At 47.6% G+C, this 24,946-nt stretch carries 21 protein-coding genes; 11 read left to right on the top strand and 10 right to left on the bottom strand.

Annotation, left to right across the window (positions count from 1 at the left end; genetic code table 11):
- Nucleotides 1-19: 19 nt before the first annotated feature.
- Together ACXHJ2_RS23335 and ACXHJ2_RS23330 are read right to left on the bottom strand one after the other, a co-directional pair.
- Entirely contained in the window at nucleotides 20-832 is an 813-nt protein-coding gene (locus ACXHJ2_RS23335; RefSeq protein WP_165084141.1) for a pentapeptide repeat-containing protein, read from the bottom strand.
- An 86-nt stretch (nucleotides 833-918) separates the two neighbouring features.
- Nucleotides 919-1,311 (bottom strand): VOC family protein, encoded by a 393-nt coding sequence (locus ACXHJ2_RS23330; RefSeq protein ID WP_165084139.1) that lies wholly within the window; start codon nucleotides 1,309-1,311, stop codon nucleotides 919-921.
- A gap of 124 nt (nucleotides 1,312-1,435) precedes the next feature.
- Here ACXHJ2_RS23330 and ACXHJ2_RS23325 point away from each other — a divergent pair, with 124 nt between their 5' ends.
- Both ACXHJ2_RS23325 and ACXHJ2_RS23320 read left to right on the top strand, forming a co-directional pair.
- Nucleotides 1,436-2,485, top strand: coding sequence for a hypothetical protein (locus ACXHJ2_RS23325; RefSeq protein ID WP_165084137.1), 1,050 nt, complete (start codon nucleotides 1,436-1,438; stop codon nucleotides 2,483-2,485).
- A 135-nt stretch (nucleotides 2,486-2,620) separates the two neighbouring features.
- Nucleotides 2,621-3,085, top strand: coding sequence for a hypothetical protein (locus ACXHJ2_RS23320; RefSeq protein ID WP_014599361.1), 465 nt, complete (start codon nucleotides 2,621-2,623; stop codon nucleotides 3,083-3,085).
- A 147-nt stretch (nucleotides 3,086-3,232) separates the two neighbouring features.
- Here ACXHJ2_RS23320 and ACXHJ2_RS23315 read toward each other — a convergent pair whose 3' ends face one another.
- The gene (locus ACXHJ2_RS23315) at nucleotides 3,233-5,290 is read right to left on the bottom strand and encodes a transglycosylase domain-containing protein (RefSeq protein ID WP_058831461.1); all 2,058 of its coding nucleotides are present in this window, start codon (nucleotides 5,288-5,290) and stop codon (nucleotides 3,233-3,235) included.
- Between the two features lie 282 nt (nucleotides 5,291-5,572).
- Here ACXHJ2_RS23315 and speE point away from each other — a divergent pair, with 282 nt between their 5' ends.
- Together speE and ACXHJ2_RS23305 are read left to right on the top strand one after the other, a co-directional pair.
- Complete coding sequence (speE, locus tag ACXHJ2_RS23310; RefSeq protein ID WP_165084157.1) at nucleotides 5,573-6,400, top strand: polyamine aminopropyltransferase; 828 nt, start codon at nucleotides 5,573-5,575, stop codon at nucleotides 6,398-6,400.
- 265 nt (nucleotides 6,401-6,665) lie between these two features.
- Nucleotides 6,666-7,952 (top strand): MFS transporter, encoded by a 1,287-nt coding sequence (locus tag ACXHJ2_RS23305; protein ID WP_165084135.1) that lies wholly within the window; start codon nucleotides 6,666-6,668, stop codon nucleotides 7,950-7,952.
- A gap of 201 nt (nucleotides 7,953-8,153) precedes the next feature.
- On the opposite strand, the gene ACXHJ2_RS23300 is transcribed toward ACXHJ2_RS23305, so the two are convergent.
- The 4 genes from ACXHJ2_RS23300 to ACXHJ2_RS23285 form a co-directional block, all read right to left on the bottom strand.
- Nucleotides 8,154-8,735 (bottom strand): LOG family protein, encoded by a 582-nt coding sequence (locus ACXHJ2_RS23300; protein WP_165084133.1) that lies wholly within the window; start codon nucleotides 8,733-8,735, stop codon nucleotides 8,154-8,156.
- A 12-nt stretch (nucleotides 8,736-8,747) separates the two neighbouring features.
- Nucleotides 8,748-9,062 (bottom strand): MazG nucleotide pyrophosphohydrolase domain-containing protein, encoded by a 315-nt coding sequence (locus tag ACXHJ2_RS23295; RefSeq protein WP_049825437.1) that lies wholly within the window; start codon nucleotides 9,060-9,062, stop codon nucleotides 8,748-8,750.
- 211 nt (nucleotides 9,063-9,273) lie between these two features.
- Nucleotides 9,274-11,013 carry an ABC transporter ATP-binding protein gene (locus tag ACXHJ2_RS23290; RefSeq protein ID WP_165084131.1) on the bottom strand — a complete coding sequence of 580 codons (1,740 nt, stop codon included), beginning with the start codon at nucleotides 11,011-11,013 and terminating at the stop codon, nucleotides 9,274-9,276.
- Complete coding sequence (locus ACXHJ2_RS23285) at nucleotides 11,010-12,761, bottom strand: ABC transporter ATP-binding protein (protein ID WP_165084129.1); 1,752 nt, start codon at nucleotides 12,759-12,761, stop codon at nucleotides 11,010-11,012. Before ACXHJ2_RS23285 ends, ACXHJ2_RS23290 begins: the two co-directional genes overlap by 4 nt.
- Nucleotides 12,762-12,911: 150 nt before the next feature.
- Between ACXHJ2_RS23285 and ACXHJ2_RS23280 the strand changes: the two genes are divergently transcribed.
- The 3 genes from ACXHJ2_RS23280 (at nucleotide 12,912) to argS (ending at nucleotide 16,013) form a co-directional block, all read left to right on the top strand.
- Nucleotides 12,912-13,802: a LysR family transcriptional regulator gene (locus ACXHJ2_RS23280; RefSeq protein ID WP_165084156.1), complete on the top strand. Its 891-nt coding sequence runs from the start codon at nucleotides 12,912-12,914 to the stop codon at nucleotides 13,800-13,802.
- Between the two features lie 109 nt (nucleotides 13,803-13,911).
- The gene (locus tag ACXHJ2_RS23275) at nucleotides 13,912-14,337 is read left to right on the top strand and encodes a YwiB family protein (protein WP_165084127.1); all 426 of its coding nucleotides are present in this window, start codon (nucleotides 13,912-13,914) and stop codon (nucleotides 14,335-14,337) included.
- Nucleotides 14,334-16,013, top strand: coding sequence for an arginine--tRNA ligase (gene argS / locus ACXHJ2_RS23270; protein ID WP_165084125.1), 1,680 nt, complete (start codon nucleotides 14,334-14,336; stop codon nucleotides 16,011-16,013). The genes ACXHJ2_RS23275 and argS overlap by 4 nt, the downstream gene beginning before the upstream one ends.
- 131 nt (nucleotides 16,014-16,144) lie before the next feature.
- Here the strand turns inward: argS and ACXHJ2_RS23265 are convergent, their stop codons facing one another.
- Nucleotides 16,145-17,005, bottom strand: a complete 861-nt coding sequence (locus ACXHJ2_RS23265; protein WP_165084123.1) for a hypothetical protein — start codon at nucleotides 17,003-17,005, stop codon at nucleotides 16,145-16,147.
- 141 nt (nucleotides 17,006-17,146) lie between these two features.
- On the bottom strand, nucleotides 17,147-18,025 hold the full coding sequence (locus ACXHJ2_RS23260) for a LysR family transcriptional regulator (protein ID WP_058711745.1): 879 nt from the start codon (nucleotides 18,023-18,025) through the stop codon (nucleotides 17,147-17,149).
- 201 nt (nucleotides 18,026-18,226) lie between these two features.
- Between ACXHJ2_RS23260 and ACXHJ2_RS23255 the strand changes: the two genes are divergently transcribed.
- Genes ACXHJ2_RS23255 through ACXHJ2_RS23240 form a run of 4 tightly spaced genes read left to right on the top strand, consistent with a single transcriptional unit; the run spans nucleotide 18,227 to nucleotide 23,372 of the window.
- Nucleotides 18,227-19,225 (top strand): ABC transporter ATP-binding protein, encoded by a 999-nt coding sequence (locus ACXHJ2_RS23255; protein ID WP_165084121.1) that lies wholly within the window; start codon nucleotides 18,227-18,229, stop codon nucleotides 19,223-19,225.
- Nucleotides 19,226-19,244: 19 nt separating this feature from the next.
- Nucleotides 19,245-20,315, top strand: coding sequence for an ABC transporter substrate-binding protein (locus tag ACXHJ2_RS23250; RefSeq protein WP_165084119.1), 1,071 nt, complete (start codon nucleotides 19,245-19,247; stop codon nucleotides 20,313-20,315).
- A gap of 4 nt (nucleotides 20,316-20,319) precedes the next feature.
- Nucleotides 20,320-21,990, top strand: coding sequence for an ABC transporter permease (locus ACXHJ2_RS23245; protein ID WP_165084117.1), 1,671 nt, complete (start codon nucleotides 20,320-20,322; stop codon nucleotides 21,988-21,990).
- On the top strand, nucleotides 21,987-23,372 hold the full coding sequence (locus tag ACXHJ2_RS23240; RefSeq protein ID WP_165084115.1) for an MBL fold metallo-hydrolase: 1,386 nt from the start codon (nucleotides 21,987-21,989) through the stop codon (nucleotides 23,370-23,372). The genes ACXHJ2_RS23245 and ACXHJ2_RS23240 overlap by 4 nt, the downstream gene beginning before the upstream one ends.
- A gap of 17 nt (nucleotides 23,373-23,389) precedes the next feature.
- On the opposite strand, the gene ACXHJ2_RS23235 is transcribed toward ACXHJ2_RS23240, so the two are convergent.
- On the bottom strand, nucleotides 23,390-24,550 hold the full coding sequence (locus tag ACXHJ2_RS23235) for a S8 family peptidase (RefSeq protein WP_013368769.1): 1,161 nt from the start codon (nucleotides 24,548-24,550) through the stop codon (nucleotides 23,390-23,392).
- Between the last annotated feature and the right edge of the window lie 396 nt (nucleotides 24,551-24,946).

Here is a 24,946-nt window from a genome sequence, read left to right as displayed (position 1 = left end):
TGTTGCTTTAGGATAAAATCTAATTTAGCCAATGGCTGGGAAAGCTTAGAGAAGGGGGCAGTTTGGTTTTGCTATTGCCTTTAGCCGAATTTAACTGCGCTTGTGTAAGAAAGATACTTCCTTCCAGATTAGCCCCACTTAAGTCAGCATCTCTAAAATCTGCACCGATAAGGTCAGTCATGCTCAAATCAGCCTCACGTAGGTCAGCAGCAATCAGTAGAACGCCTCTCAGGTTGGCACCTCTCAGATTAACGCCTCTTAAATTGGCCCCGATAAGGTCTCTATTCTTGATTTTTTTACTGAGTTTATGGTTCTCCATGTTTTTCTTGAATTTTTCTCGCACTAACTCACTTGTTTGTACAAGTAAATCATTGACTAACGCCCTATGGGTGGGTACATGAAGATCTATAAGGGATTTTGGAGCTTGATCCGTAAGCTGCTCGGTTTTTTCCATCGCTTTATGTAACTCGGTATAAATGGAGTGAGTTTCTTTTAAGCTAAGGGCTTCGTTTAGGTAATACAGCATTTCATGAAGCTGTTGCATGATGGGAAATAGATTGAACATTTCATCAGCTATTGCCGGATTGTCTCGCCAGCTTTTTCCGTTGTATACAACTTGGGATATTTTTTGACCTGCCCCAAAGCAATCATATACTGTACAGCCTCGCAAGCCGTTATTTCTTAGGTTTTTATGAATGTCACAGCGATATTCCACATTTAGGTGTTGACAGGGAGTTCCTCCATCCTTGTTAAAGGCAAAATCAGCAGATTTGGCATAAGGCAAGGCAACACAGCATAAACCAAAACATTTTTCACAATCGGCGGTATACAATAAACACACATCCTTTTATTAGCACCTACTACATGTAATAGTACCAAAAAAAGATGAAGGAGTGTATTGCTAAGTAAAATAGTCGGTTACCCTTTTGCTAAATTCAATTGCCATGAAACTCCATACTTGTCTTCTACCCAGCCAAATTGTTGGCTTACGGGCGAGGCTTCAAGGGGCATTAAAACTCGGCCTTCCTGAGACAGCTGACCAAACACACGATAGATTTCTTCTTCCGAATCACAAGTGACGAATAGCGATAGGGCTGGGGTAAAAGGGTGTTTGTCCTGATGGTTATAGTCTATGGCCATAAAGGTTTGCCCTTTGAGGTTGAATACGGCATGTAACACGGTCCCATCTTCCTGATGAAAAATACTCATGATACCAGACGGCTTAAATACAGAGGTATAATATTGCATGGCTTCCTCTGCTTGACCGGGAAACATGAAGAAAGTTGTGATTTTTGAACTAGAATCCTGCATCAGATCAGCTCCCTTGAGTGGATTATAGATGATAACATTTTTTCTCTTTTATAATAGAAATATTCACGATTAGAGAAGTACTTCATAAAGAAAGATAGGCATAACTGAGAAAGGGGAAAACTGGATGATAGACGCGACAGCAAGGATTATTGATATGTTGGGCTCAGGCAATAAAGTGGATGCCAGCATCATTTCTGCCTATACGGATGTAGTTGCCCAATATGGAACCGTGAAGGATGCCTGGGAGTTATATAGGCTTTTTGTAGAAGATCCTCATCATTATATTAGGGGGCTGCTTCTTCAGCCGATCATGAGATGCGGAGATGTTGCTTTGGCGCAGGATATGTACGAGCGTTATGTTCGAAATCAGACATCCTCGGAACATATACCTGATGGTGTGCTGCATGTGTTAGGTTATTTGGATTATGTGGAAGCTGCGGCTGATCTCGTCGCATGGGTGAATGGGCCATATGGGGCAGCATCTGTGGATGCTTGTTTGGGGCTCGTACATCTTCCATGCGAATCGTTTCGTGAACGACTGGCGACTGAATTGGAACAAGCAGTGGATCAGCATCTGTTTGATGAATTCTTACCCCTACTAAGCTTTAAATGTACTACTGAAGATATGATTCCACGATTGGTGCATTGGGGAGAGCGACATGCTTCCGTAGACTGTAATGCGGGGATTATTGCTGGAATTGCTTTGTTTGGAGAAGAGCAGAAGGATACAATTCGGTCTATTTTGTGGAATCCGCTTTGGGAGGCTCATGGAACAGCTACGGGAAGTTGTGTGTGGTCTTATATTGCTATGCAGCATGTAGGGTTGACCTTTAGAGAGCTTATTCAGGATATAAAAAGCTACGATGCATCCAAAGCAGGTGTACAGGACTTGGAGTACCGTTTGGAAGTGTTGTATGAAATGTTGGAACTGAAGCTCAGCTATAGAGTTCAACCGATCCGGTTCGCTCGCCGTAACGAGGAATCATTTGCTCAAATCTATAGCGATTTGTTTAGCTGGTCCACGGAGCATAAGGATGACTCTATTATAGGCTGGATGAACGACAATTTAGGGTATAAGCACCGGCTGCTGAAACAGTATGATGAGCTCAGGAAACGAATCGAGATTAAAATGGTGCATGAAATTGAGCTGGAGCATGTCCAGACGGGGAGTTAATCGGGGCGAGATATAAGAAATTTTGGTATAAAAGGACGAAATGACGGAGTTTGGCGGCGATATGGGGATTCGCCCAGTCCACGGGCTGATGTCCCGCATAGGATACATCAGCCTAGAACACAAGGAGTGAAACACATGTCTTTACTGCCACAAGTTCCTTTCGGAACGCAACCGGGTACTCCGGGTCCATTCACACCGTCGGGTCCTTCAATTCCACAATTTCCTGATATACAGGATTCGTTCCCGTCTCCGGTAGGTCCGCCACCAGGCCCAGGCCCCTTTTCGCCACAGCCGTTCTCCCCGCCGCCGCAAGGGCCGTTCGGTCCGCAAGGTGGGCAGCAAGCTCAAGCACCAACTTCCCCACCACCGCAATTTACGCCACCGAAACCGCTAGTTTCGGCCTATGCGGTTGACCCTGGAGCCATTTTCGGTTGTTTGTACCGCAACACGTTTGTATGGCTGACGAACGGAGAGCGCTTCTGGATGTACCCTGTCTTTGTAGGCAGAACATCCGTAGCAGGTTTTCGGTGGAGTGGCCGCTTTTGGTTTTACTATGGTGTAGACACCAACCGTATTGAGTCATTTAGCTGTTTTTGGTAATAGCGCAGCTTTAGGAAAGAACGGGGCTTAACTGTGTAATGGCTGATGGCACTGGCAAAGAGCTAAAATGGGCGAATAAGATAATTGAAGTAGAGATAAAAAAGACTGGGAGAGCGCATCATGGCGTTTTCCAGTCTTTTTTTGCTATTACTCCATCCACCATCGCTTAAAATTGCCCCACCAGGATTTTTTTTCGGCCTGTCGTTCCGCTTGGTCAGTAGGTGTCGATGCCTGTGGGTTATTCTGCCCCGATAGGGTCTCTTTCGGCTCGGTACCGCTAACGAATACCTCCAGCCGCTTGTCGGGACTGTCCGGCGCAGCCAGCTTGCCGCTAGCCGGATCAATATAGGCGCTGACTACGCCGTCAGGGATCGGGAATATTTTGGGCGGCACATTTTCCAGCGCTTTTTCCGTATATTGTGCGAAAATTGGTGCCGCCCGCCGGGCATCCTGCGTGCTGATGGCCTTGCCCTTGTCATATCCGACCCAAACAGCGGTCGATAGCTCGGGGGTGAAGCCGACCATCCACGCGTCCGTATTGGTCGTGCCGCTTTTGCCGGCAACCGGGCGCTTGATCAACTTCGCGACTCGGTTGCCGGTGCCGCCTTCTTCGAACACGCCTTCCATGAGGCGTGTGAGGACATAGGCAGAGGCGGGCTTCACCACCTGAACGGGTGCGGCTTGCGGCGCTTCGTACAGCGATCGCCCAGCCGCATCGGTGATGCGCAGCACCGCCACCGGAGCTACCTTTTGCCCGCCACTGCTGATGACCGAGAAGGCCGAGGCCATCTCGAACGGGCTGACGGGCGACACGCCCAACGCCAGCGAAGGCACGGGCTTGAGCTCGCTCGTAATGCCCATTTTGCTGGCGAGGTCCATGACCTTATCCGCTCCTACCTGCAGAATGGTGCTGACGGCATAAATATTATCAGACGCCGCAATGGCGCGCCGCAGATCTATTTCGCCCAAATATTTATCTCCAAAATTTTTGGGCTTATAAGTTTTGCGGTTGTTGTCGTAGTGGAACAACGTCGGTCGGCTTTCGAATTTGGACGTACTCGTCAATTGGCCGGAATCCAGCGCGCTGAGATACATAATCGGCTTGAAAGACGAGCCTGGCTGCCGGGTTGTGGCCAGTGCATGGTTGTATTGATTCCCGACATAGTTCGTTCCGCCGACCATGGCCTTGACATGTCCATTGCGCGGGTCCATGGAGATTAGTGCAGTTTCCAGTCCGTTGCTGTTCTTCATGCCCTCATTGACAGCCGCCTCGGCTGCCTGCTGCATGTGCATGTCCAGCGTCGTATAAATGCTCAGCCCGCCATGCTCAAGCACCGCTTCGCTAATCCCAAATTGATGAGTCGCTAGCTGGCGAACATAATCGCGAAACCAGGGAGCAGCTTCCACTGTCCGACGCTGGCTCTCGGGCCGCAGGGCCAGTATTTCCTCATAGGCCTTGCTGGCTTCAGCCGGTGTAATTTTACCGATGAGTGCCATGGAGTCCAGTACAATTTTCTGCCGATCCTTTGCGTTTTTCATATGATTATATGGCGAATAGTAGGTCGGACCTTTCGGAATACCTGCCAATAGGGCGCTTTCGGCCAAATCCAGATCCTTTGCGGATTTACCGAAATACATTTGCGAGGCCGCCTCAATGCCATAGGCGCCATGACCATAGTAAATTTCATTTAAATACATTTGCAGCAGCTCATCCTTGGAATACTTCATTTCCAGCTGTGCAGTATAGATGGCTTCCTTGGCCTTACGCGTCCACGTTTTCTCGTGAGATAAGTACAGATTGCGCGCAAGCTGCTGAGTCAGCGTGCTGGCCCCCTGTGACATATCCCAGCGGGTCAAATTAACGATTACTGCCCGGCCCAGACCTTTGAAATCAAAGCCAAAATGATCGTAAAACTTCCGGTCTTCCACAGCCAGTGTAGCTGCTATTAAATCGGGCGAAATGTGATCAAGCTGGACAGGAATAGATTCCTTTCCTCCGGCAGAGAAGGTAGCAATGACTTGCCCCTGACTATCGAGCAGACGTGAATTCCGGTCTGTATCGGCGAGCGGAAGGCTGGTTGTGTACAAATAGGCGAGCAGAATGCAGGCGGCGATGACCGTCAGAATCGTGAGAGACATCAGCCCTTGAAAGCATCGAAGCCAAAGCGGTTTACGCTTGGAGGATCGCCCGGTAGTATCGGTCATCATGCCACCTCCTTCCATAGTTGATGTTCTCAGTATAGTCAATCCGAAAGTGTCTATTCATCAGATGCATATACGTATCTGTTTTAAACAAGATTAAGCCCTAAAAATGCTTTTACAGTCCATTAGGGTATCGCTTATAATGCAAAAAGTGTGAAATTCAAGTGTGTTTGGTACAATAAATATAGCAAACTCGGCGTTTGCGTGTTGCAGTTATAAGGAAAGTCCATGTTTATGCTACCGGATTGCCGGACACATACTTTGATCAGAAAGAAGGTTGGAATGATGGATTTGTGGTTTACGGAGAAGCAGACTCCCTCTTTCGGCATTACAGCAAAAATCAAACAAACCTACGTCTCTGAGAAAACAGATTTTCAGGATCTGGCAATGATCGAGACGGAGGAATTCGGCAATATGCTTGTTCTGGACGGCATGGTGATGACAACGGTTAAGGATGAATTTGTATATCACGAAATGGTAGCACATCCGGCTTTGAATACACATCCGAATCCGAAAAAGGTTTTGGTTGTGGGCGGCGGGGATGGCGGCGTTATCCGTGAGGTCATCAAGCATCCTGAAGTGGAAAAGGCTGTATTGGTGGAGATTGACGGTAAAGTCATTGAAAATTCTAAAAAATATTTACCTGAAATTGCCGGGAAGTTGGACGAGCCCAATGTGGAAGTACTGGTGAATGACGGCTATATGCATATTATCGAACACAAAAATGAATACGATGTGATTATGGTCGATTCGACGGAGCCGGTTGGTCCGGCAGCACCGCTGTTCGAACGTGGGTTTTACCAAGGTATTTTTGAGGCGCTGAAGGAAGACGGCATTTTCGTGGCGCAGACGGATAATCCTTGGTTCAAGGCTGACCTGATTCAGAAGGTCAACAAAGATGTAAAAGAGATTTTCCCGATTGTGCGTGTGTACGGTGCAAACATTCCAACCTATCCAAGCGGTCTTTGGACATTCACATTGGGCAGCAAGAAGTATGATCCGCTAGAAGTGGACGAGAACCAAATTCCAGAGATGGATACCCGATATTACAGCCCACGTCTGCACAAAGCGGCATTTGTACTACCTAAATTTGTGGAAGATTTAACAAAGTAAACATTTTAAGAAGCGTCTTAGTGATCTTTATCGCCAGTATAGAGCGAAAAGAGCGCTATAGACGCTTTTTTTTGTGTTAAATCAGATTGTAGTAGGCATGAAAATATAGTGGACACTGAATTTCCTTTTAAGATAAAAGAAGGAAATTTAAGGGTGTGTGTAGAACATACAAAAAACCAGACATTTAACAGATTTGTAATCGACAGGGGAGGTTTGGTTATGGAAATACGTAAATTGGCGATATACCAAAGAGGGGGAAATTTTTTTGATCAGACGCTCTTTTTATTACCTGTGGGGGTCTCAGACGGTCTCCAACGCAGCAGATATCATCTACATGTTGAGTGTGGTGGTGTTGGTATTCAGTTCAAGTAATTCCTTAATGACGACTATTTTAATCCCGTTGTTTCGTTTGTCAGCTCAAGTGCTTAGTGGGCTTGTTGCACCGATCGTGCTCGGTCGATTTCGGCTGACACAGGTTCTGCTATTTTCCCAGTTTGGGCAGTTTATCATTTTTACGCTGCTGCTGCTTTATTTGTGGATCGTACCTGAGCAGAGGTCGTTTCTGTTTATTTTTGTGATGGTATTTGGTATGTCTTTTTTGGATGGATGGACCAATCCTGCGCGTAATGCGCTTGTACCCCGTTTGGCCACTGGTGAGGGACTCATGCGGGCAAACGGTATGGTAGCGGTCAGTGATCAGGTGGTCAAGTGTGCAGGCTGGGCGTTGAGCGGAATGATTGTCGCTTGGCTGGGTTCCCTGAATACGCTTGCAATTGCCTCCTGTTGTTATCTCGTGGCTGTAACTGTCACGTCCTTCATTCGTGATCCGCTGGATCAAAAGGAATTAAACCCCGAATCTCCAGAGTCCTTAACAGATGCAGTAGAACCCGCAAAGGAAAAAGGCTCCCATTGGAAAGAGCTTGGGGAAGGATGGAAAATCATTTGGCGTAACCGTCGTATTCGTTCTCTAATGATTGTCGACAGCGTGGACAGTATTGGGGGAGTCTCCTGGCTCGGCGTATTTATTTTGGCGTACGTCAGTCAAGTACTGCATCGGGATGCGAGCTGGTGGGGCTTTATGAATGCGTCCTTTTTCTCCGGCACCATTTTGGGTGGATTGATTGTGGTTGGCTTGGTCAAGCGATTGCAAAAGAACAGCTTTTTGTACATGCTCGGAGCGTTGCTGGTGTATGTACTGATTACCATTGTATTTGCGCTGAATACCATTCCCGTGGCTGCGCTTGTTCTTTTTGCTGTGTCAGGCTTACCTGTTCAAATGGCAGGCATTATTCGCCGCACCTTGCTGCAAACCAGTGCACCGCCAGCCCAGCTGCCCAAAGTGATGGCAGGGATTGATGTGCTTACTAATCTCGCTTTCGGCCTGGCTTTATTATTTATGGGCTGGTATGCTGACCGATTTGGTATGGTGCAGGTGTATTTGCTGGCTGCGGCTATGACTACCATTGCTGTTCTGATCGGCTGGTGGTATCGGCGTGACTTTCAGGAAGACGAACCTATTGATCATCCGACCGCAACGCGAGCAGGGATTTAAGATTGGCGTTCTCGTTAGGCATGATATCATTCATTGGATGACTACATAATTAAATGCGGGTTTAAAATCGACTGTGACGATTGGGGAGAAAGTCTGCCATTTTCGTTCAATTTACAGGAACACCACTGGAATACGTTGACGGTGGTGTTCCTTTTAAAATTATATAGTACGTCTGCTGATCGGGATGCGCCATTCCTAATGTCAGACCCGTTTGCTCGTAAGATATGTTTTGACGGAAGGAGGAGTATAATTAGTGAATTTATGTAGGATTCCTTGTGGAGTCGTATCCGTAATTACCATCGAACGATATTTTTCCTGCATAAATTGTTCTGCGGCCATACGATCAAACAAGGAAATAAGAGGATCGTAATAATGGTTAATATTTAAAAGCCCACATGGCTTTTCATGCAAGCCTAATTGCGCCCATGTGAAAATTTCAAAATATTCCTCCATCGTACCTGGACCGCCTGGTAAAGCAATGAAACCGTCCGCAATCTCTGCCATTTTAGATTTGCGTTCGTGCATGGAATCAACAATGATTAATTCGCTCAGGCCATTATGTGCAATTTCACGGCTTTGCAAAAAGTAAGGGAGCACACCAATGACGCGACCTCCTGCATGAAGTGCTGCGTCAGCCACTGCACCCATTAGACCCACATTTGCTCCTCCATAAACCAGGCTTATTTCCTGTTTGACAAGTGCCTTGCCCAGAGCAACAGCATGCTCTCGATAAACCTCAGACGCTCCATTACTGGAACCGCAAAAAACAGCGATACTTTTCATATGAGATTCTCCTTATGTATATCTTTTTGCAAGTTTTTGCTGGTGTGTTTGAAATATATCCTCCAAGGTGATGTCATACTTGTTGGCGATCACGATGAGATTACCCAGTACGTCTCCAAGTTCTTCGGTTAAATGTTCCTTGTTCTCCTCGAATGAACCGTCGATCTCATCCGGCCGGTCTCTGCCAATTTCCAGGGCGCGAATAGCTCTCGCAACCTCCCCCGTTTCCTCTGCCAGGAAACCGATTCGGACGAAGATATCCAAGTCTGACCAGTTTCTATCCTGATAATATTGCTTTACCCACTTTTGAAATTCATTAATGTCCATATTCAGCCTCCCAACTGCAACTCCATGCATAAATGTTGGCCACTCACAAAACCATAAGGTTTAGATGGAATAGAAACATTTGTTCGTGTTTTTATTATATAATATAAGGTGGGATTTATAAAAGAAAAATAAAAAAGCCAATTGCTTAAAAAGCAATTGGCTTTTTTAAAGACGTTGAGCTTATTGATGTGACCGTATCTGCTCAGCCTTTTTAAGCCGTAGTGAACTGGCTGTTATAGAGCGAGGCATAATGGCCACCGCTTGCGAGCAGTCCTTCATGAGTACCACTTTCGACGACATCGCCGTTTTTCATGTATAGAATTAGATCTGCTTCGCGGATGGTTGATAGCCTGTGGGCGATGACAAAGCTGGTGCGTCCGTCGATCATTTTCATAAAAGCCTTTTGGATCCGGGCTTCTGTAAGGGTGTCTATACTGCTGGTTGCTTCATCCAGAATGAGCATAGGTGGATCGACGAGGATCACCCTTGCGATAGTGAGCAGCTGCCTTTGCCCTTGGGACAGGCTATCGCCCGATCCGCTGATGACCGTATCGTAACCATGAGGCAGGCGCTTGATAAAGCTATGCGCATTGGCAGCTGTCGCAGCCGCAATGATTTCTTCGTCCGTGGCCTCTGGCTTTCCGTAAGCGATATTGTCCCGGATCGTTCCGCTGAACAGCCATGTATCTTGAAGCACCATACCAAAGTTAGTACGTAGGCTGTCCCGGCTCATATCATTGATGTTCACTCCGTCGATGGAGATCGAACCGCTGTCCACATCGTAAAAGCGCATGAGCAGGTTAACGAGTGTTGTTTTGCCTGCTCCGGTCTGTCCGACAATAGCTACGCGAGTGCCTGGCTTGACCTCCAAACTAAAGTTCGTAATGAGTGTTCGTTCCGGATTATAGGAAAATTTCACATGATCAAACAGAATTGTACCTTTACTGCGCTCCGGCTGCACGGCGTTCGACTTTTCCGGTTGCTCCGGAGGTGAATCCAAAATAGCAAATATACGCTGAGCAGAAGCTGTAGCGGCCTGAAACTGAGTCAGCACACCTGTAATTTCATTAAAGGGCTTGGCGAACAAATTGGTGTAAATGAGAAAACTCGATAAACCGCCTACCGAAATCCCGCCCAAAATGATCGAAATACAGCCAATCATAGCGGTGACGGAGAAAGTCATGTTGTTGACCAATCGAGTGGAAGGGTTGGACAAAGATCCATAAAACTGCGATTTCACTCCAGCTTGATATAATTGTTCGTTTCTGGCGGAAAATTCCTCAAGCGAGCGGTTTTCATAGTGAAAGGCAGTAACTACCCGCTGTCCGCCGATCATTTCCTCCACATAACCGTTCAAGCTTCCCAAAATTTTGGCCTGTTCACGGAACATGCGTTGCGATTTTGTAGTAATGAACCGTGCAACGACATATGTGATTGGGGCAGACACCAATACCACCAACGTCATCACTGGGCTGATATACAACATAAGTACAATCGAACCAATAATGGTAATCAACCCGGTGATCAAGGTGGAGAAGCCCTGCAACAATCCATCGGACACGGCATCCATATCGTTCACAAAACGGCTAATGCTATCTCCTTGCGGATGATTGTCATGAAAGCTTAACGGAAGGATATTAAAATGATCGAATAACTCCCGCCGCATATCATTTACAGTCTGAAAAGCAATGCGGTTCGTCAAATATGTGAGCAACCAGCTAAATAGACTGCCTACAACATATACAACGCCTAGTCCATATAGAATCTGTGCAATACCTCTAAAGTCTACCGCTCCCTGATTTACCATATGGTCGATAGCCCGGCCAATCATATAGGGTCCGACCAGACTGGCAAGCACGCTAAGAATAGCACTGATAATGACCCAAAATGTTGTTGTTTTATATTGATCGACATAGGTTAACAATCTTCTCCAGGTTTCCTTGCCACTCATTGGTCCACCTCCTGCGTTGAGAGCTGAGAGCGATTAATTTCCTGATATACCTCCGAGCTGCTCATCAACTGATCATGTGTGCCGATTCCGACAATCCGGCCTTCATCAAATACAATGATTTTATCGGCATGCTGTACACTGCTTACTCGTTGCGAGACCAGCAGGACAGTCATGCGAGTGCTATTTTCCCGTAGTGATTTCCGGAGGGAGGCGTCCGTTGCAAAATCAAGTGCGCTTGAGGAATCATCCAAGATCAGAATTTCCGGATTGCCTACAATAGCTCTGGCAATGGTAAGTCGCTGCTTCTGGCCGCCTGATAGATTAAGTCCTCCTCGGGTGATCGGGGCATCGAATTTTTCCGGCAAGTTGGAAATAAATTCATCCGCTTGCGCGATGGCTGCGGCCCGGGCGACCTCCTCATCGGTGGCATGTTCATGTCCCCAACGGATATTATCCGCTATCGTCCCAGTGAACAGCAGCGCTTTCTGTGGAACAATCCCGATTTTCTGCCGCAATTGCTCCAGCTTATAATGCCGTACGTCGATGCCATCGACCTGTACACAACCTTCTACTGCATCATAGAAGCGGGGAATCAGATTCACAAAGGTAGATTTTCCCGAGCCTGTTCCTCCTATGATTCCAACCGTTTCACCGGGATAGATGTCTACAACTACATCGCTAAGTGCCAGTTGTCCTGTCTTATTGTAGCCAAAGGAGACATGATCAAAGGAGATGGCCGGTACAGAGCCGGTCTTACCCGTTCTTTTCTGGTCTAATGATGCAGGATTGGCAGTATCGGAAATCGAAGCTTCCGTGTCCAGTACCTCCTGAATTCTCGCTGCTGAAGTGGCCGCCTTGGTGAACAGAATAATGAGATTCGTCACCACAATCAGGGCCAGTAAAATCTGCGTAATGTAATTAATAAATGCAATAATCTCTCCTTGTGTAAGAGATCCATATTGGATATGGATACCGCCGATCCACAGAATGGCGATAATAGCTCCGTTGACCACCAGTAAGGTGGCTGGGCTAAGTAGAGCAGAAATCCGGCCGACACGAATAGCGGTATGGGTCAAGTCATCTGAGGCGGCATTGAACTTTACTCGTTCAGCTCCTCTTTTGGCAAATGCACGTATAACCCGTACACCTGTGAGATTCTCGCTTAGCACCAGAGCGATTTTATCGAGCTTTTTCTGGTATAGCCGGTACAGCGGAGAAGCCTTCGTAATGACCACATACAGGATCAAAGCCAGAACGGGTGTAGCCGCCAACAGCACCAAAGCAAGGCGGAAGTCCAGAATCATGGACATGATGATCGCCCCGATACAAATAAAAGGAGCACGAATAACCAGACGAATCAACATTGCTACGGCCGTTTGCAGCTGATTGACATCATTCGTAATTCGGTTGATGAGAGAGGGCGTACCAAATTTATCGAGATCTGCATAAGAAAACGATGAAATATGTTTAAACATAGTATTGCGCAGTGTGGTACCGAATCCTTGGGAAGCACGGGCTGCGTAAAACTGACACACGAGAGAACTGCCAAAGCCCAGTATAGTCATGAGCAACATCAAAAGACCCATTTGCCAAACATAATGGGTGTCTCCCTTACCGACGCCATGATTAATCATTAAAGCCACCATAGTAGGTAGCAACAATTCCAGAATGGCCTCAATTAGTTTAAACAGAGGCCCAAGAATCGTTTCCTTTTTATAAGGTTTTAAAAAAACGGCAAATTTCAGCAAATAAACCATCACCTAACCTAAATATTGTATAAAGTTTCCTATTATAATTGCATATCTGAATATGATTATGGCATATCCCCAACCATATGAATAATATTTAATATATATTAGAGATATAGGCTTTACATATATCAGAACCGGAGGTTCATGATGGAATTGAGACATCTCAAGTATTTTTTAGCGATTGCAGATGCTGGACAGATTACAGCGGCAGCCAAAAAACTGCAAATCGCACAGCCTCCCTTAAGTCAACAGCTTATGCAGCTGGAGGAAGAGCTTGGTGTAAAGCTTGTGCATCGAGGCTCACGAAGCATTCAATTGACAGAGGCCGGAATCATTTTACGGAACAGGGCCAAGCAGATTTTGGAGCTGACGGATGCTACGACAAGGGAAATAAACGATTTCGCCATGGGGATGAAGGGGACGCTCACCATTGGGACGGTTTCTTCCTCTGGAGCGACCCTGATGAAAGACAGGCTTTCCGAATTTCATAAAACCTATGCGGGTGTAAAATTTGAAATACATGAGGGAAATACCTTCAGGATTCTCGATCTTTTGAACAAAGGAATTGTAGAGGTCGGTATCGTCAGAACCCCTTTTAACACCGCCGGTTTAGGGTGTAGATATGCGTCCACTGAGCCGATGGTAGCAGTGATGACGGAAGAATATGATTGGAATCCCGAACAGGAGACCATTTCATTGGCTGAGTTGAAGAACAGACCACTCATTATATATCGCCGTTTTGAGCAATTGATTCACGATACCTGTATGAAGCATGGCTTTGAGCCCAATATCTTTTGCAAAAATGACGATGCCCGCACTACGCTTCATTGGGCCAACGAAGGGCTGGGTATTGGCATGATTTCGCGCTCCGCTTTATCTTTAGGCAGCAATAATCATTTAATCGTTAAGGAAATTAGTTGTGAAGAATTGCACACTCGTGTGGCGGCTGTCTGGTTGAAGGATAAATACATGTCTTCATTGGCTTCCCGGTTCATTGAAAGTTTTAGCCAGGCATCCAGTGCTGCTGACCTACAGTAGTTGAATTTTTTAAGTGTGAAAGCATCTTTTTGTAAAAACTCATTTGAATTGCAATCGGGAACTGGATATAGTAGTACAGTAGGATAGCGATAGATTGGAGTTTGAACACATGCCACACAATGCAAAGGTTCGAATCCGTCTTCATAGTCATCATGACGGAGAAGATGTGGTACAGGAGCTTCCTGGAGAAGCAATCGTTCGCGGGAAGCATCTATATATAAGGTACGAAGAGCCGAAAGAGAGTCCTGAGGGCGGTACGACACGGAACACAGTCAAGATCGGACCAGATGAGCTAAAGCTGATTCGTCACGGTGAGGTACAATCGGAGCAGTCGTTCGCGCTGGGACGCAGGTTGCCTGGATTTTACCGCTCGCCTTATTTAAACCTGAACATGTCTGCGCATACGCAGAAGCTCGATATTCGGATGGATGGATTCACCGGACATGTGAGCTGGACTTATGATCTGTACGTATTTGAGGATTTCTCGGGGCATTTTGCCATTAGTTTGCATATACAGGAGGAGCAACAATCATGACAAGCAATCCACTGGAACTTATTAATCAAAAGGTGACCTCAGCAATCGAGGCAGCGGTGCTGGCTGCCGGAATCGTGAGTCGTGAAGAGCTGCCGACGATTACGCTGGAGGTGCCTAAGGACAAGTCACACGGTGACTTAGCTACCAACGTAGCAATGCAGCTCACTCGCATTGCGAAGAAGAATCCGCGTCAAATCGCTGAAGATTTGATCGCAAATATGGACTTAGCTTCCGCTTCTATTGAAAGTGCAGAAATCGCCGGACCGGGCTTTATTAACTTTCGCCTGAACAAGAGCTACCTCTATGCAGTGATTGGACAAGTACAGGAGCAAGGAGCAGATTACGGTCGTGTACAGGTAGGTGCAGGCAAAAAGGTACAGATCGAATTTGTCAGCGCCAATCCGACGGGGAGTCTTCACTTGGGTCATGCACGTGGTGCAGCCGTAGGGGATGCGCTCTGTAACGTGCTTGATTTTGCAGGTTATCAAGTCACTCGTGAATATTACATTAATGATGCGGGGAACCAGATTTACAATATGAGCCGTTCCATTGAAGCGCGCTATTTGCAGGAGCTGGGACAGCCTGCAGAGATGCCGGAGGACGGATACCATGGTGAGGACATCATCGGGTTTGCGAAGGAACTGGTGGCTGAGAAGGGCGATTCTCTGTTGTCCATGGAACCGGGAGATCGTGCCGCTTATTTCCGTGAATACGGTTTGGAAAAGGAACTGAATAAGATCAAGCGTGATCTGGAGCGGTTCCGTGTACCTTTTGATTCCTGGTTTAGTGAAACATCACTGTATGATAACGGTGAAGTGCTTAAAGCGCTGAATGAGCTGCGTGACCGTGAGGAAATTTATGATAAGGACGGAGCTACTTGGCTGAACACGACCAAGTATGGCGACGATAAAGACCGTGTATTGATCAAAAATGACGGCACTTATACGTACCTGACTCCGGATATCGCCTATCACCGCGACAAATATGCTCGTGGGTATGACACGATCATCAACATCTGGGGAGCGGATCACCACGGCTATATTCCACGGATGAAAGCGGCAATGGAAGCACTGGGCAATGACCCGGATAAGCTTAAAGTACTGATTGCCCAAATGGTCAGCTTGTTCCAAAACGGGGAAAAAGTAAAAATGTCCAAGCGTACTGGCAAGGCCGTAACGATGGAGGATCTGATGGAAGAAGTGGGCGTAGACGCGATCCGTTACTTCTTCACCATGCGTAGTATGGACTCACATCTGGATTTTGATATGGATTTGGCGATTTCCACTTCCAATGAGAATCCGGTATTCTACGTGCAATATGCACACGCACGTGCATGCAGCGTATATCGTCAAGCCGAAGAGCAGGGTATTGCTGTACTGCCATTGGCAGAAGTTGACTTGTCGAAGCTGACGGCTGAGCATGAATACGATCTGTTACGCAAAATTGGCGAGTTGCCAGAGGAAGTATCGGTGGCAGCTGCAAACTTTGCGCCGCATCGCATGATTCGCTATGTCTACGAGCTGGCATCCATGTTCCACAGCTACTATAAGGCAGAGCGTGTCATCACGGAGGATGCCGCTCAAACGCAAGCTCGCTTGGCCTTGTTTGGCGCGGTCCGCACGACCATTGCTAATGCACTGAAGCTGGTGGGTGTGTCTGCACCGGAACGTATGTAAGTAAAAAACTGCAACATAATGACCCTGTAGTCATATGTATAATAGTAAAAAGGAACCGTTCGTGCTGCCCTCTACAGGGAGGCCCGTTCGGTTCCTTTTTTAGGTTTGAGTACTTTTTAGGTTCGAGTGGCTTAATAGCGTTCCAGTACCAGATTCGTTTTCAGAGAATCGGCAGGAATCAGCCATCCTTTGGATTGTAGCAGGTTAATCAGCTTGGCGCGGTTGCTTGCGGCAGTATTGTAATCCGAAGTTTTGAAGGAGATTTCGATGATATTGTCGGTACCCGATCCGTTTGCGCTACGAATAGGCCATACTTCAACGTCAGTATCCAAGCCCTGAAAGCTGCCCTCATATTTGCTGACCTGTACAGGACCGCGTACTCTGGAGTTTGCCAAGGTATGTTTGCCCCAGTTGCTGCTTTTCCAGTTTTGCAGCTTGCCCGGAAGATTGTCCTGCAATTGTTTTAACGCCTGATCCGGGGAAGGCAGAGCTAATCCTTTGGAGGCGTTTGTTTTCTTGTCATTGGAAAAGCTTAATGTCTGCTTGCTGTATCCCCAATCCACCTCAGCCTCATAATTATCATCAGAGGCACTGAAACCTTCTTTATTCGCTTGGGTGAGTGCTGCATCAATATTCCCGTTTGTGATCGCATAGCGCTTTTTGTAGGTTAACTCATAGTTTTTTTTATCCTCTTTTTTGCGAAATCTAACGTTCCAGCCCTCGTCGTTCAATTGCAAGGAGTCTGTATCAAAAAACTCGACGCTTAATCGTTGCGCATCTTCGCTGATTTCGAACTCATTTACGATGCCGCCTTTTAAAGAGCCATCCGCATTGAGGACCTGAACTGTATCCAGCAGCAGCTTAACCTCATAGCTTGGCGTGGCATTGGCAGCGGCTTGTACGGGCTCTGCACCTTTCCATCCTGTTGCGAGCAGTACTGCACTCAGAGTTACTACTGACATGAATTTAGTGATACGCAGGCTTGTTTTCATTTTATCCTCTCCTGTTCGTCCGAATAGGTTACACGCTTCACTTTACGGGTATTTTGTCAGTCGTATGTCAAGACAAGAGGGTACTCCGGTTAAAAAATGCCATAATTTTTATATGACAGCTAAGATTTAATCTTGGTTCCATCATAAATATTCAGTGAATCTGTGGATCAGCGCAGAGCGATGACGATCTCTGTTGCTGACCATATAAATGTGCCTTTCAACAGGCTGTCCCGGAATAGGCCTTACAACCAGTAAACCCCGTTCAACCTCTGATTGAACAGCAATACGAGAGACAAAGGAGATGTGTTCTCCCAGCATAACCGCCTGCTTGATGGCCTCCAGTGAATCCAATTCCAGATAGGATGGAAGCCGGCGCCTCCCGCGCTCTAGCCATTTGTCAGTCGCGTGGCGTGTGCTGGAATCCTTTCCATGCAATACAAAAGAGGAAGAAGCGATACGCTCGGATGTCAAATCGGTTTCGCTAGCGAGCGGATGAGTGGGTGAGCAGATGAGCACCAGTTCATCTTCCCCCAAGGATTCTGATAGTAACGTGGGGGATTGAAACGGCTCTGCCGAAATAATGCCAAGGTCAATTTCGTGGCGAGCAAGCATGTCCTTGATCACGGGCGCTGTTTTCACGGATAAGGCGATGTGAATGCCTGGATGCTCGCGGGCAAACCGATGCAGCACGGCAGGAAGCAGATAGGTAGCAGGTACATAGCTTGCGCCAATACGTATGCTGCCTCGTTGGAGTGTATCGAACTCACGGACAACCCGCTCGGCCTCAGCCGCAAGTGCATTAATCTTGGTGGCATAGTGCAGTAGGGCATTTCCGGCATCCGTCAGGATGATTTTGCCCATACGTGTGTCAAACAGCTTTACTCCGAATTCACGCTCCAGATTTTTCATATGAAAAGTAACAGTAGGTTGCTTTAGGCCGAGAAGCTCGGCTACGGTGGTAATTTTATGGTGCTTGTTCAGCAGCTCTACAATATGTAACTTTAGAAGACTTAAGTTCACTTAGAATGCCTCGCTTTCAGATTGGTCAAACAATCGTGCTTATTCTTTGGGCAGCAGCATCAATCGCCTCTATATAGATTAAATCTATGAGTGTTAACACAATTCATTGAAATAATTAATTTTGTTTTAACTTTCCAATAACACAGGTTGCGAATTCAAGTTTTACACTGGGGTCAGTCATAAGAACAGGCAGGTAATACGATGAATCAGGATCTATATATTCGCGGAGTAAGTAAAACCTTCAGCCAAACCACCGCGTTGCATGAGACGAATCTGATCGTACGACAGGGTAAATTCACCACATTGCTCGGACCGTCCGGCTGTGGGAAGACGACGCTCTTGCGCTTGATTGCTGGTCTGGAGACACCGGATATCGGCACAATCACGATGGGAGAGGAAATTCTCTTTTCAGCTGAACGCAAAAAGGATGTTCCCACACATCTCCGCCACTTTGGTATGGTCTTTCAAGATTTCGCGCTGTGGCCGCATATGACGGTGTTTGAAAATGTAGCCTTCGGCTTGCGAGCGAGCAAACGGGGGAAAAGGGCTGTTAGCGCTCAAGGCAAGGAACTGCGGGCAGTGGTGCTGGAGGCGCTCGATAAGGTGAGGTTGTCAGGGCTGGAGGATCGTTACCCTCATCAACTATCCGGTGGTCAGCAGCAGCGGGTTGCTTTTGCAAGAGCAGTTGCTATCCGGCCTCGACTGGTTTTGTTCGACGAGCCGCTTAGTGCACTGGATGCCGTACTACGGGAGGAGATGCGCATTGAGATGATATCGCTTGTGCGCGATTTGGGGCTAACCGCCCTATACGTCACCCATGATCAGATCGAGGCCATGTCCATGTCTGATGAAGTGGTCGTTATGAAAAGTGGACATATTTTGCAGACCGGAACACCAGAGGTGATCTATAGTCGCCCAGCTCATTCAGAGGTGGCAAGGTTTATCGGTAAATCCAACTGGATCGAGTTGGAACGGACACTTTTTCGGCCTGAACATGTCCGTTGGGAACAGGAGCAAGCGGATCAGCACACTTTTACAGTAGAGATCCTGCATGTCAGCTATGTGGGCGATCGCTATGAAATCCGTCTATTAGCCGAAAACGGTGAGCAATGGACTGCGTATCACTCCACCCGCTTGCCCATAGGCGAACAAATGCATATTTGGGTATCACCGCAATACATCCACCAACTTGAAACATAGGGAAAAGGGGTTATATAAGATGATGAATAGGCGTGTTTTTCGTACAGGATGGAAAAAAGGGGCTATGCTTGCTTTAACATTGACTTTTGGACTGGCTGTGGCAGGCTGCGGAACGGCTACGACATCGAAGGATGGGGCGCAAGCCGATGGATCAGCAGGACAAGCAGGAGTGGCGTCGACTGATCAGAAGCTGGTTGTTTACAGCGCAGGCCCGGATGGACTGGCGAAAAAGCTGGTAGCGGGGTATGAGGCGCAGAGTGGAGTTAAGGTAGAGTTATTCCAGGGAACGACAGGAAAGATTTTAGCCCGCATGGAAGCGGAGAAAACGAATCCGGTAGCGGACGTGGTTGTGCTAGCATCGCTTCCGTCTGTGCAAGGCTTGAAAAAGGAAGGACTCACGCTCCCCTATCCAGATGCCAAGAACGCGGACAAGCTAAACCCGGACTGGTCCGATAAGGAGGGAAACTATTTTAGCACCAGTGCTTCTGCTCTGGGTATTGCATATAACACAAAGTTAGTGAAGACACCACCTACTTCATGGGCCGATTTGGCGAAGCCTGAGTACAAGGATCAGGTTAACATTCCCGACCCATCGCTGTCTGGCTCAGCGTTGGATTTTATGACAGGCTATCTGAGCGCCAAGGGCGATGGAGGCTGGACGTTGTTTGAGCAGTACAAGGCAAACGGTGTGGCCATGGCCGGTGCCAATCAGGAAGCGCTAGATCCAGTGATTACGGGGGCTAAAGGTGTAGTCGTCGCTGCGGTCGATTACATGACCTACAAGGCTAAAGCCAAAGGCGAGCCGATTGACATCGTCTATCCGACAGAGGGAACGGTTATTAGTCCGCGTCCTGCCGCAATCCTCAAGTCCACACAGCATGAGCAAAATGCCAAAGCGTTCATTGACTATCTGTTGTCGGACGAGGCACAAAAACTAGTAGCAGATGCTTCCCTACTCCCTGGACGCACGGATATCAAAGCTGACAAGCGTGCCAACCTGGACGAGATCCCGTTGCTGAAAACCAATTGGGAATGGATGGGTGAGCACGGATCAGACGTGACGGAAAAGTTCACGCAAATGTTCAAATAAGCCGATGGGAGGTTTGTCTGTTAAACACATCAGGGGATGGTCTCTGACACTAGCTCTGATCGCGCTTCTTTTCCTAATTGTACTGCCATTGCTGCAAATCTCCATCCAAAGTGTGTATGTTGAAGGGAAATTTCAATGGGTAGCGCCTTTTCGAACGTTAGCTGCTTCTCAATTTGCAGGAGTGCTATTCAGTTCAATTTGGCTAGGCATCTGTGTGATCGCAGGAACGACTGCCCTTGCACTTCCGCTAGCCTGGATCATGTCCAACACCCGACTTGCACACTGGCGCTGGTTGGATGTCGTGCTGCTGATTCCGTTTATGACTCCGCCCTATATCGGGTCCATGGGATGGATTCTGTTTATGCAAAAAAACGGGTATCTGGAACAGTTGTTCCCGGACCTGCATTTCTTAACGGCTTCCTTCTTCAGCCTTGGTGGCATGGTGATGATCATGAGCCTGCATCTGTTTCCATTCTTGTACCTGCTGCTGCGCGGGGCGCTGGTGAGGATTGGCGGGAGTCTGGAAGAGGCAGGTGCGGTCATGGGCGGGGGATTTCTGTACAGGTTCCGTCGAATCATTTTACCGTTGCTGTTATCGGCATACGGAATGGGTGCGCTGCTCATTTTCGTTAAAACGATTGCTGAGTTTGGCACACCCGCTACCTTTGGGCGCCGTATCGGGTATGAGGTCATGACTTCTGAAATTCACAAATATATTTCCAGCTGGCCCATTGATTTTGGCAAAGCAATATCAATGGCTTCGGTGTTGTTAACGGCCTGCCTGCTTATGTGGTATGTGCAATCGGTGATCAATCGAAAGTTCACGTACAGACTGGTAGGGGGTAAAGGTTCGCGACCTTCTCGTTTTCGTGTATCCAGCTGGACTACAGCACTGAGTGTCACATTCATCCTATTGCTGCTCATCGCAGCTATTGGTATCCCTTACTTTTCAATTATCGCGGCCTCCTCCATGAAGCTGCGGGGAATCGGATTGGCATGGGACAACCTTACACTCGATTATTACAAGGAACTGCTGTCGTGGGGCTCAGAAAGCATGGAAGCGCTACTGAATAGTGTATTTCTCTCTTTGGGTGCATCGACGATTGCTGTGGTGCTGGGGACCTGGTTTGCGCTGGTTATCGGTGGATCACGCACGAAAATCCAACAGACAGTTGATGCATTCAGCTTGCTTCCGAATACAGTGCCGGGAATTGTTATGGTGGTGGGTCTGATTTTGTGGTGGAACTCGCCGTGGATGCCGATTCCGTTGTATAACACATACGGCATGGTTATTCTGACGTATGTAATTTTGTTTGTCCCTTATACAGTTCAGTATGTCAAAAGCGCTTTTACACAGGTGGATCATACTCTTTTTCAGGCGGGACAAGTATTTGGCGGGCGACCGTCTTACATATTCCGCCGGATTGTATTGCCGCTGATTGTACCGGGGATGCTCGCTGGTTGGATGATGACCTTTACCATTGCTTCACGGGAGCTGGTAGGATCATTGCTGATTTTACCGCCATCCGTCCAAACGTCTGCAACCTATATATTTGCCCAGTTTGAGCAGGGACAGGTGTCGCTTGGCATGGCGATGGCTGTTATATCGGTTGGATTGACCACACTGCTACTAATCTTAATGGAAAGCTTAAACTCGCGAAGAAAGTGGAAATGATGATGACCAAGCTTAGGATTTGGGGCGGAGCGGGCGAACATGGCCGCTCCTGTTATGTTTTTGAAGGAAAGCAGCATCATATCATGCTGGATTGTGGCGTAAAAAAGGAAGGAATCGGGCAATATCCGATTTTTCCGCCACAGAAGGTGAAGGAGCTAACTACTGTTTTGCTGTCCCATGCACATGAGGATCATTCCATGGCGCTCCCCTTACTGTACAAGTATGGATACCGGGGAGAGGTCTGGACGACCAAGGCCACCGCTGAGCAGCTGGGCTCCTATTTTCGCTCCTGGCAGACTTATGTTGAATCGAGAGGTGGTGAATTGCCTTACAGTGAACAGGATATCCAATCCATTACCTATCGCTATCTAGAAGACGAAGCGCCTTCAGGAGTGTGGTGTGAAGCTTGTCCGGGTGTGAGAATAATGTGGGGACGCAGTGGACATTTGGCTGGTGCAGTGTGGTATATCATAGAAATGGAAGGGAAGCGGTTGTTCTTTTCTGGAGACTATAGCCGTGAGTCTGAGCTGCTTGCTGCCGATGCACCGGACTTGTGTATGGGGGAGGGGATAGATGACCTTCCTGAATGCAAGCCACAGTCCTATCTAGTGGACATATCTATCATGGACAATGCCTATGGCATGGATATAGACCCGCAGCCTGTTAAGTTGGAGCGGCTGAGGGTCGAGATGGAGCAGATATTATGGTCTGGCGGTCATGTGTTGTTGCCAGTGCCTGCCTTTGGCAGAGGACAGGAGTTGATCGTATGGGCCAGTGAGCAATTCCCTGAACAAGCAATAATTGTAGAGCCTGACCTGTGGCACGGATTGAAACAGTTAAATCGCTGGAGAGAGTGGCTACGGCCGGGAGCTTCCACGCGAATAAAACATGTGTTAAACAGTGACAGGGTGTTCGTGCCTCGTGATGCTGCGGAACGAATAAGTCTGCTAGAACGGAACACGGCCACTATTATTGTAACAAGGGACGGCATGATGGATTCCCCGCAGGCACGTTGGTATTATCAATATCTGTCGGATAACCGCCATATGCTGAATGATATGGACAGCGGAGAAAGCATTAGGAACAGTGTGATTTTGACCGGTCATGCTTCCAATGGTTCTTTTGGAAAGCATCTGTTGGAACGTGCGGACTCCAATGACATCTGTATAGCTCGGCATTTGACTTACAAGGTGCATCAGGGATTATCGGATGTGAGGCAAATGTTGAAGGATCTGCCTAGCAAACAGGCTGTACTCGTTCATGCACCAAAACCGCAGACCGACCTTGTACGAGATGTGTTGATAAGAGAAGAAAATAATGCACATGGAGGTCCTGCCAGAGAAGTTCATTCTGTGGAGCCAGGTTCAACAATAGAGGTTTAGTATCATCAGATCGTGGTTCACTTTGTGCCCTCCTGCATCAATCGGAAGGCATCCACTTCTCCAAGCTTGGTGGAGATGGAACTGCGTCCGGCGCTTTTACGAAGGCGTAGCGGTGTGGCGGTGCGTTTAAGCAGTGCTTTAATTTCTCCAGGCTCCAGCTCCGGTTTCAGTGAAAGGAGAAGTGCGATGCTCCCGGTCACATGGGAAGTAGCCATAGAGGTGCCGCTCATTTCATGATGCTTTCCATGAATCCAGGAGGATCTGATCTTCTCACCAGGTGCATACACGTCTACGAATTGCCCCCGATTGCTGAAAGGAGCGATACGTCTGTATTTGTCGGTAGCTCCGACTGAAATCGTCTGGGAATAGCGGGCTGGATAGTCAATACTTCGACGCTTGCCCTCATTTCCCGAGGAAGCTACGATTACAATGCCGTTATGATATGCTTTATTCACCATATCAAGTAGTGCCTTGCTGCGCGACTTCATGCCAAAGCTCATATTAATAATATCGACACGATTTAATACGCACCAGTCGATACCGAGAATGATGTCAGAGACATAGGCGGCTCCATTATGATCAAATGCTTTTACAGGATGAATTAAAGCCCGTGGTGCTACGCCAACCATACCTTCATCATAGTTGGATGCCGCGATGGTTCCAGCAATATGGGTACCGTGGCCATTGTCGTCATAGGGTAGCATGGTCCGGTTCAACAAATTGATACCTCTGGCGAGGGAATGGCGAAGATCAGGATGATGAAAATCCGCTCCTGTGTCGATCACACCGATCCTGACCCGATTCCCTGTCGAGGAAGGCCAAGCCTTGTATGCACGTACCTGTTTAACTCCCCATGGCATGGAAAGGTTTTTCTCTGCTTTCGGCATATAAGCCGTTTCTGCGTGAACCTTTATGCGGGTATCTTCTTCAACGGTAACACCGTGGTGATATTTGCCCAGCCTGTCTCCCCCTGAAAGCGGAGCGATGAGAGCACGGATTAGCCTAGCCGGTTGTACTTGCCGTAATCCCACAAGCTCAGGTTTCAGCTTCCTGAGATAGGACAGACATTCCCGGTATTGGTGAGGCTTATCGAATGTGATAATCTGTTTGTTCCGTCCACTGCCGGACGGCTCCGAAATACCCTCATGCAAACGCTGCAAAAAATCCGGATAGTCCATTTGAGACGGTCCCCCTCCGATGAGCCATGCTGAGGTATTGTATGAGCAAGCGTCAGCTACGGCATGGGAAACTTGCCCCTTTTTTATGGAAATAGGCCTGCTTGTCGTGTCAAAGTAGCTGTGGACACATACGATACATGGAGGGCATAAGCTCTTGTGCAACAACTTTGGGAGGCCTCTCCCGGAGCGGGTACAGTCGGAGGCGGGGGGAACCCCGTCTTTTTACGTGTGCCGTCTTGTGCAGAGGGATATTCTTGGAAATTATGACGATACCCATGTTTAACTTGCAATTTGCTTCCAAATAGGTTTTACTTAGTTTTGATAATGGATATGTTAGTATTGCATGTATCGTGTATGCTCTGAAACATGTTCTTGTGAATTACGTGTGAGAGGAAG

Source organism: Paenibacillus sp. ALE3, assembly GCF_054113405.1.
Note: the sequence above shows the minus strand (reverse complement) of the source record. Positions and strands in the feature narration are given on the sequence as shown.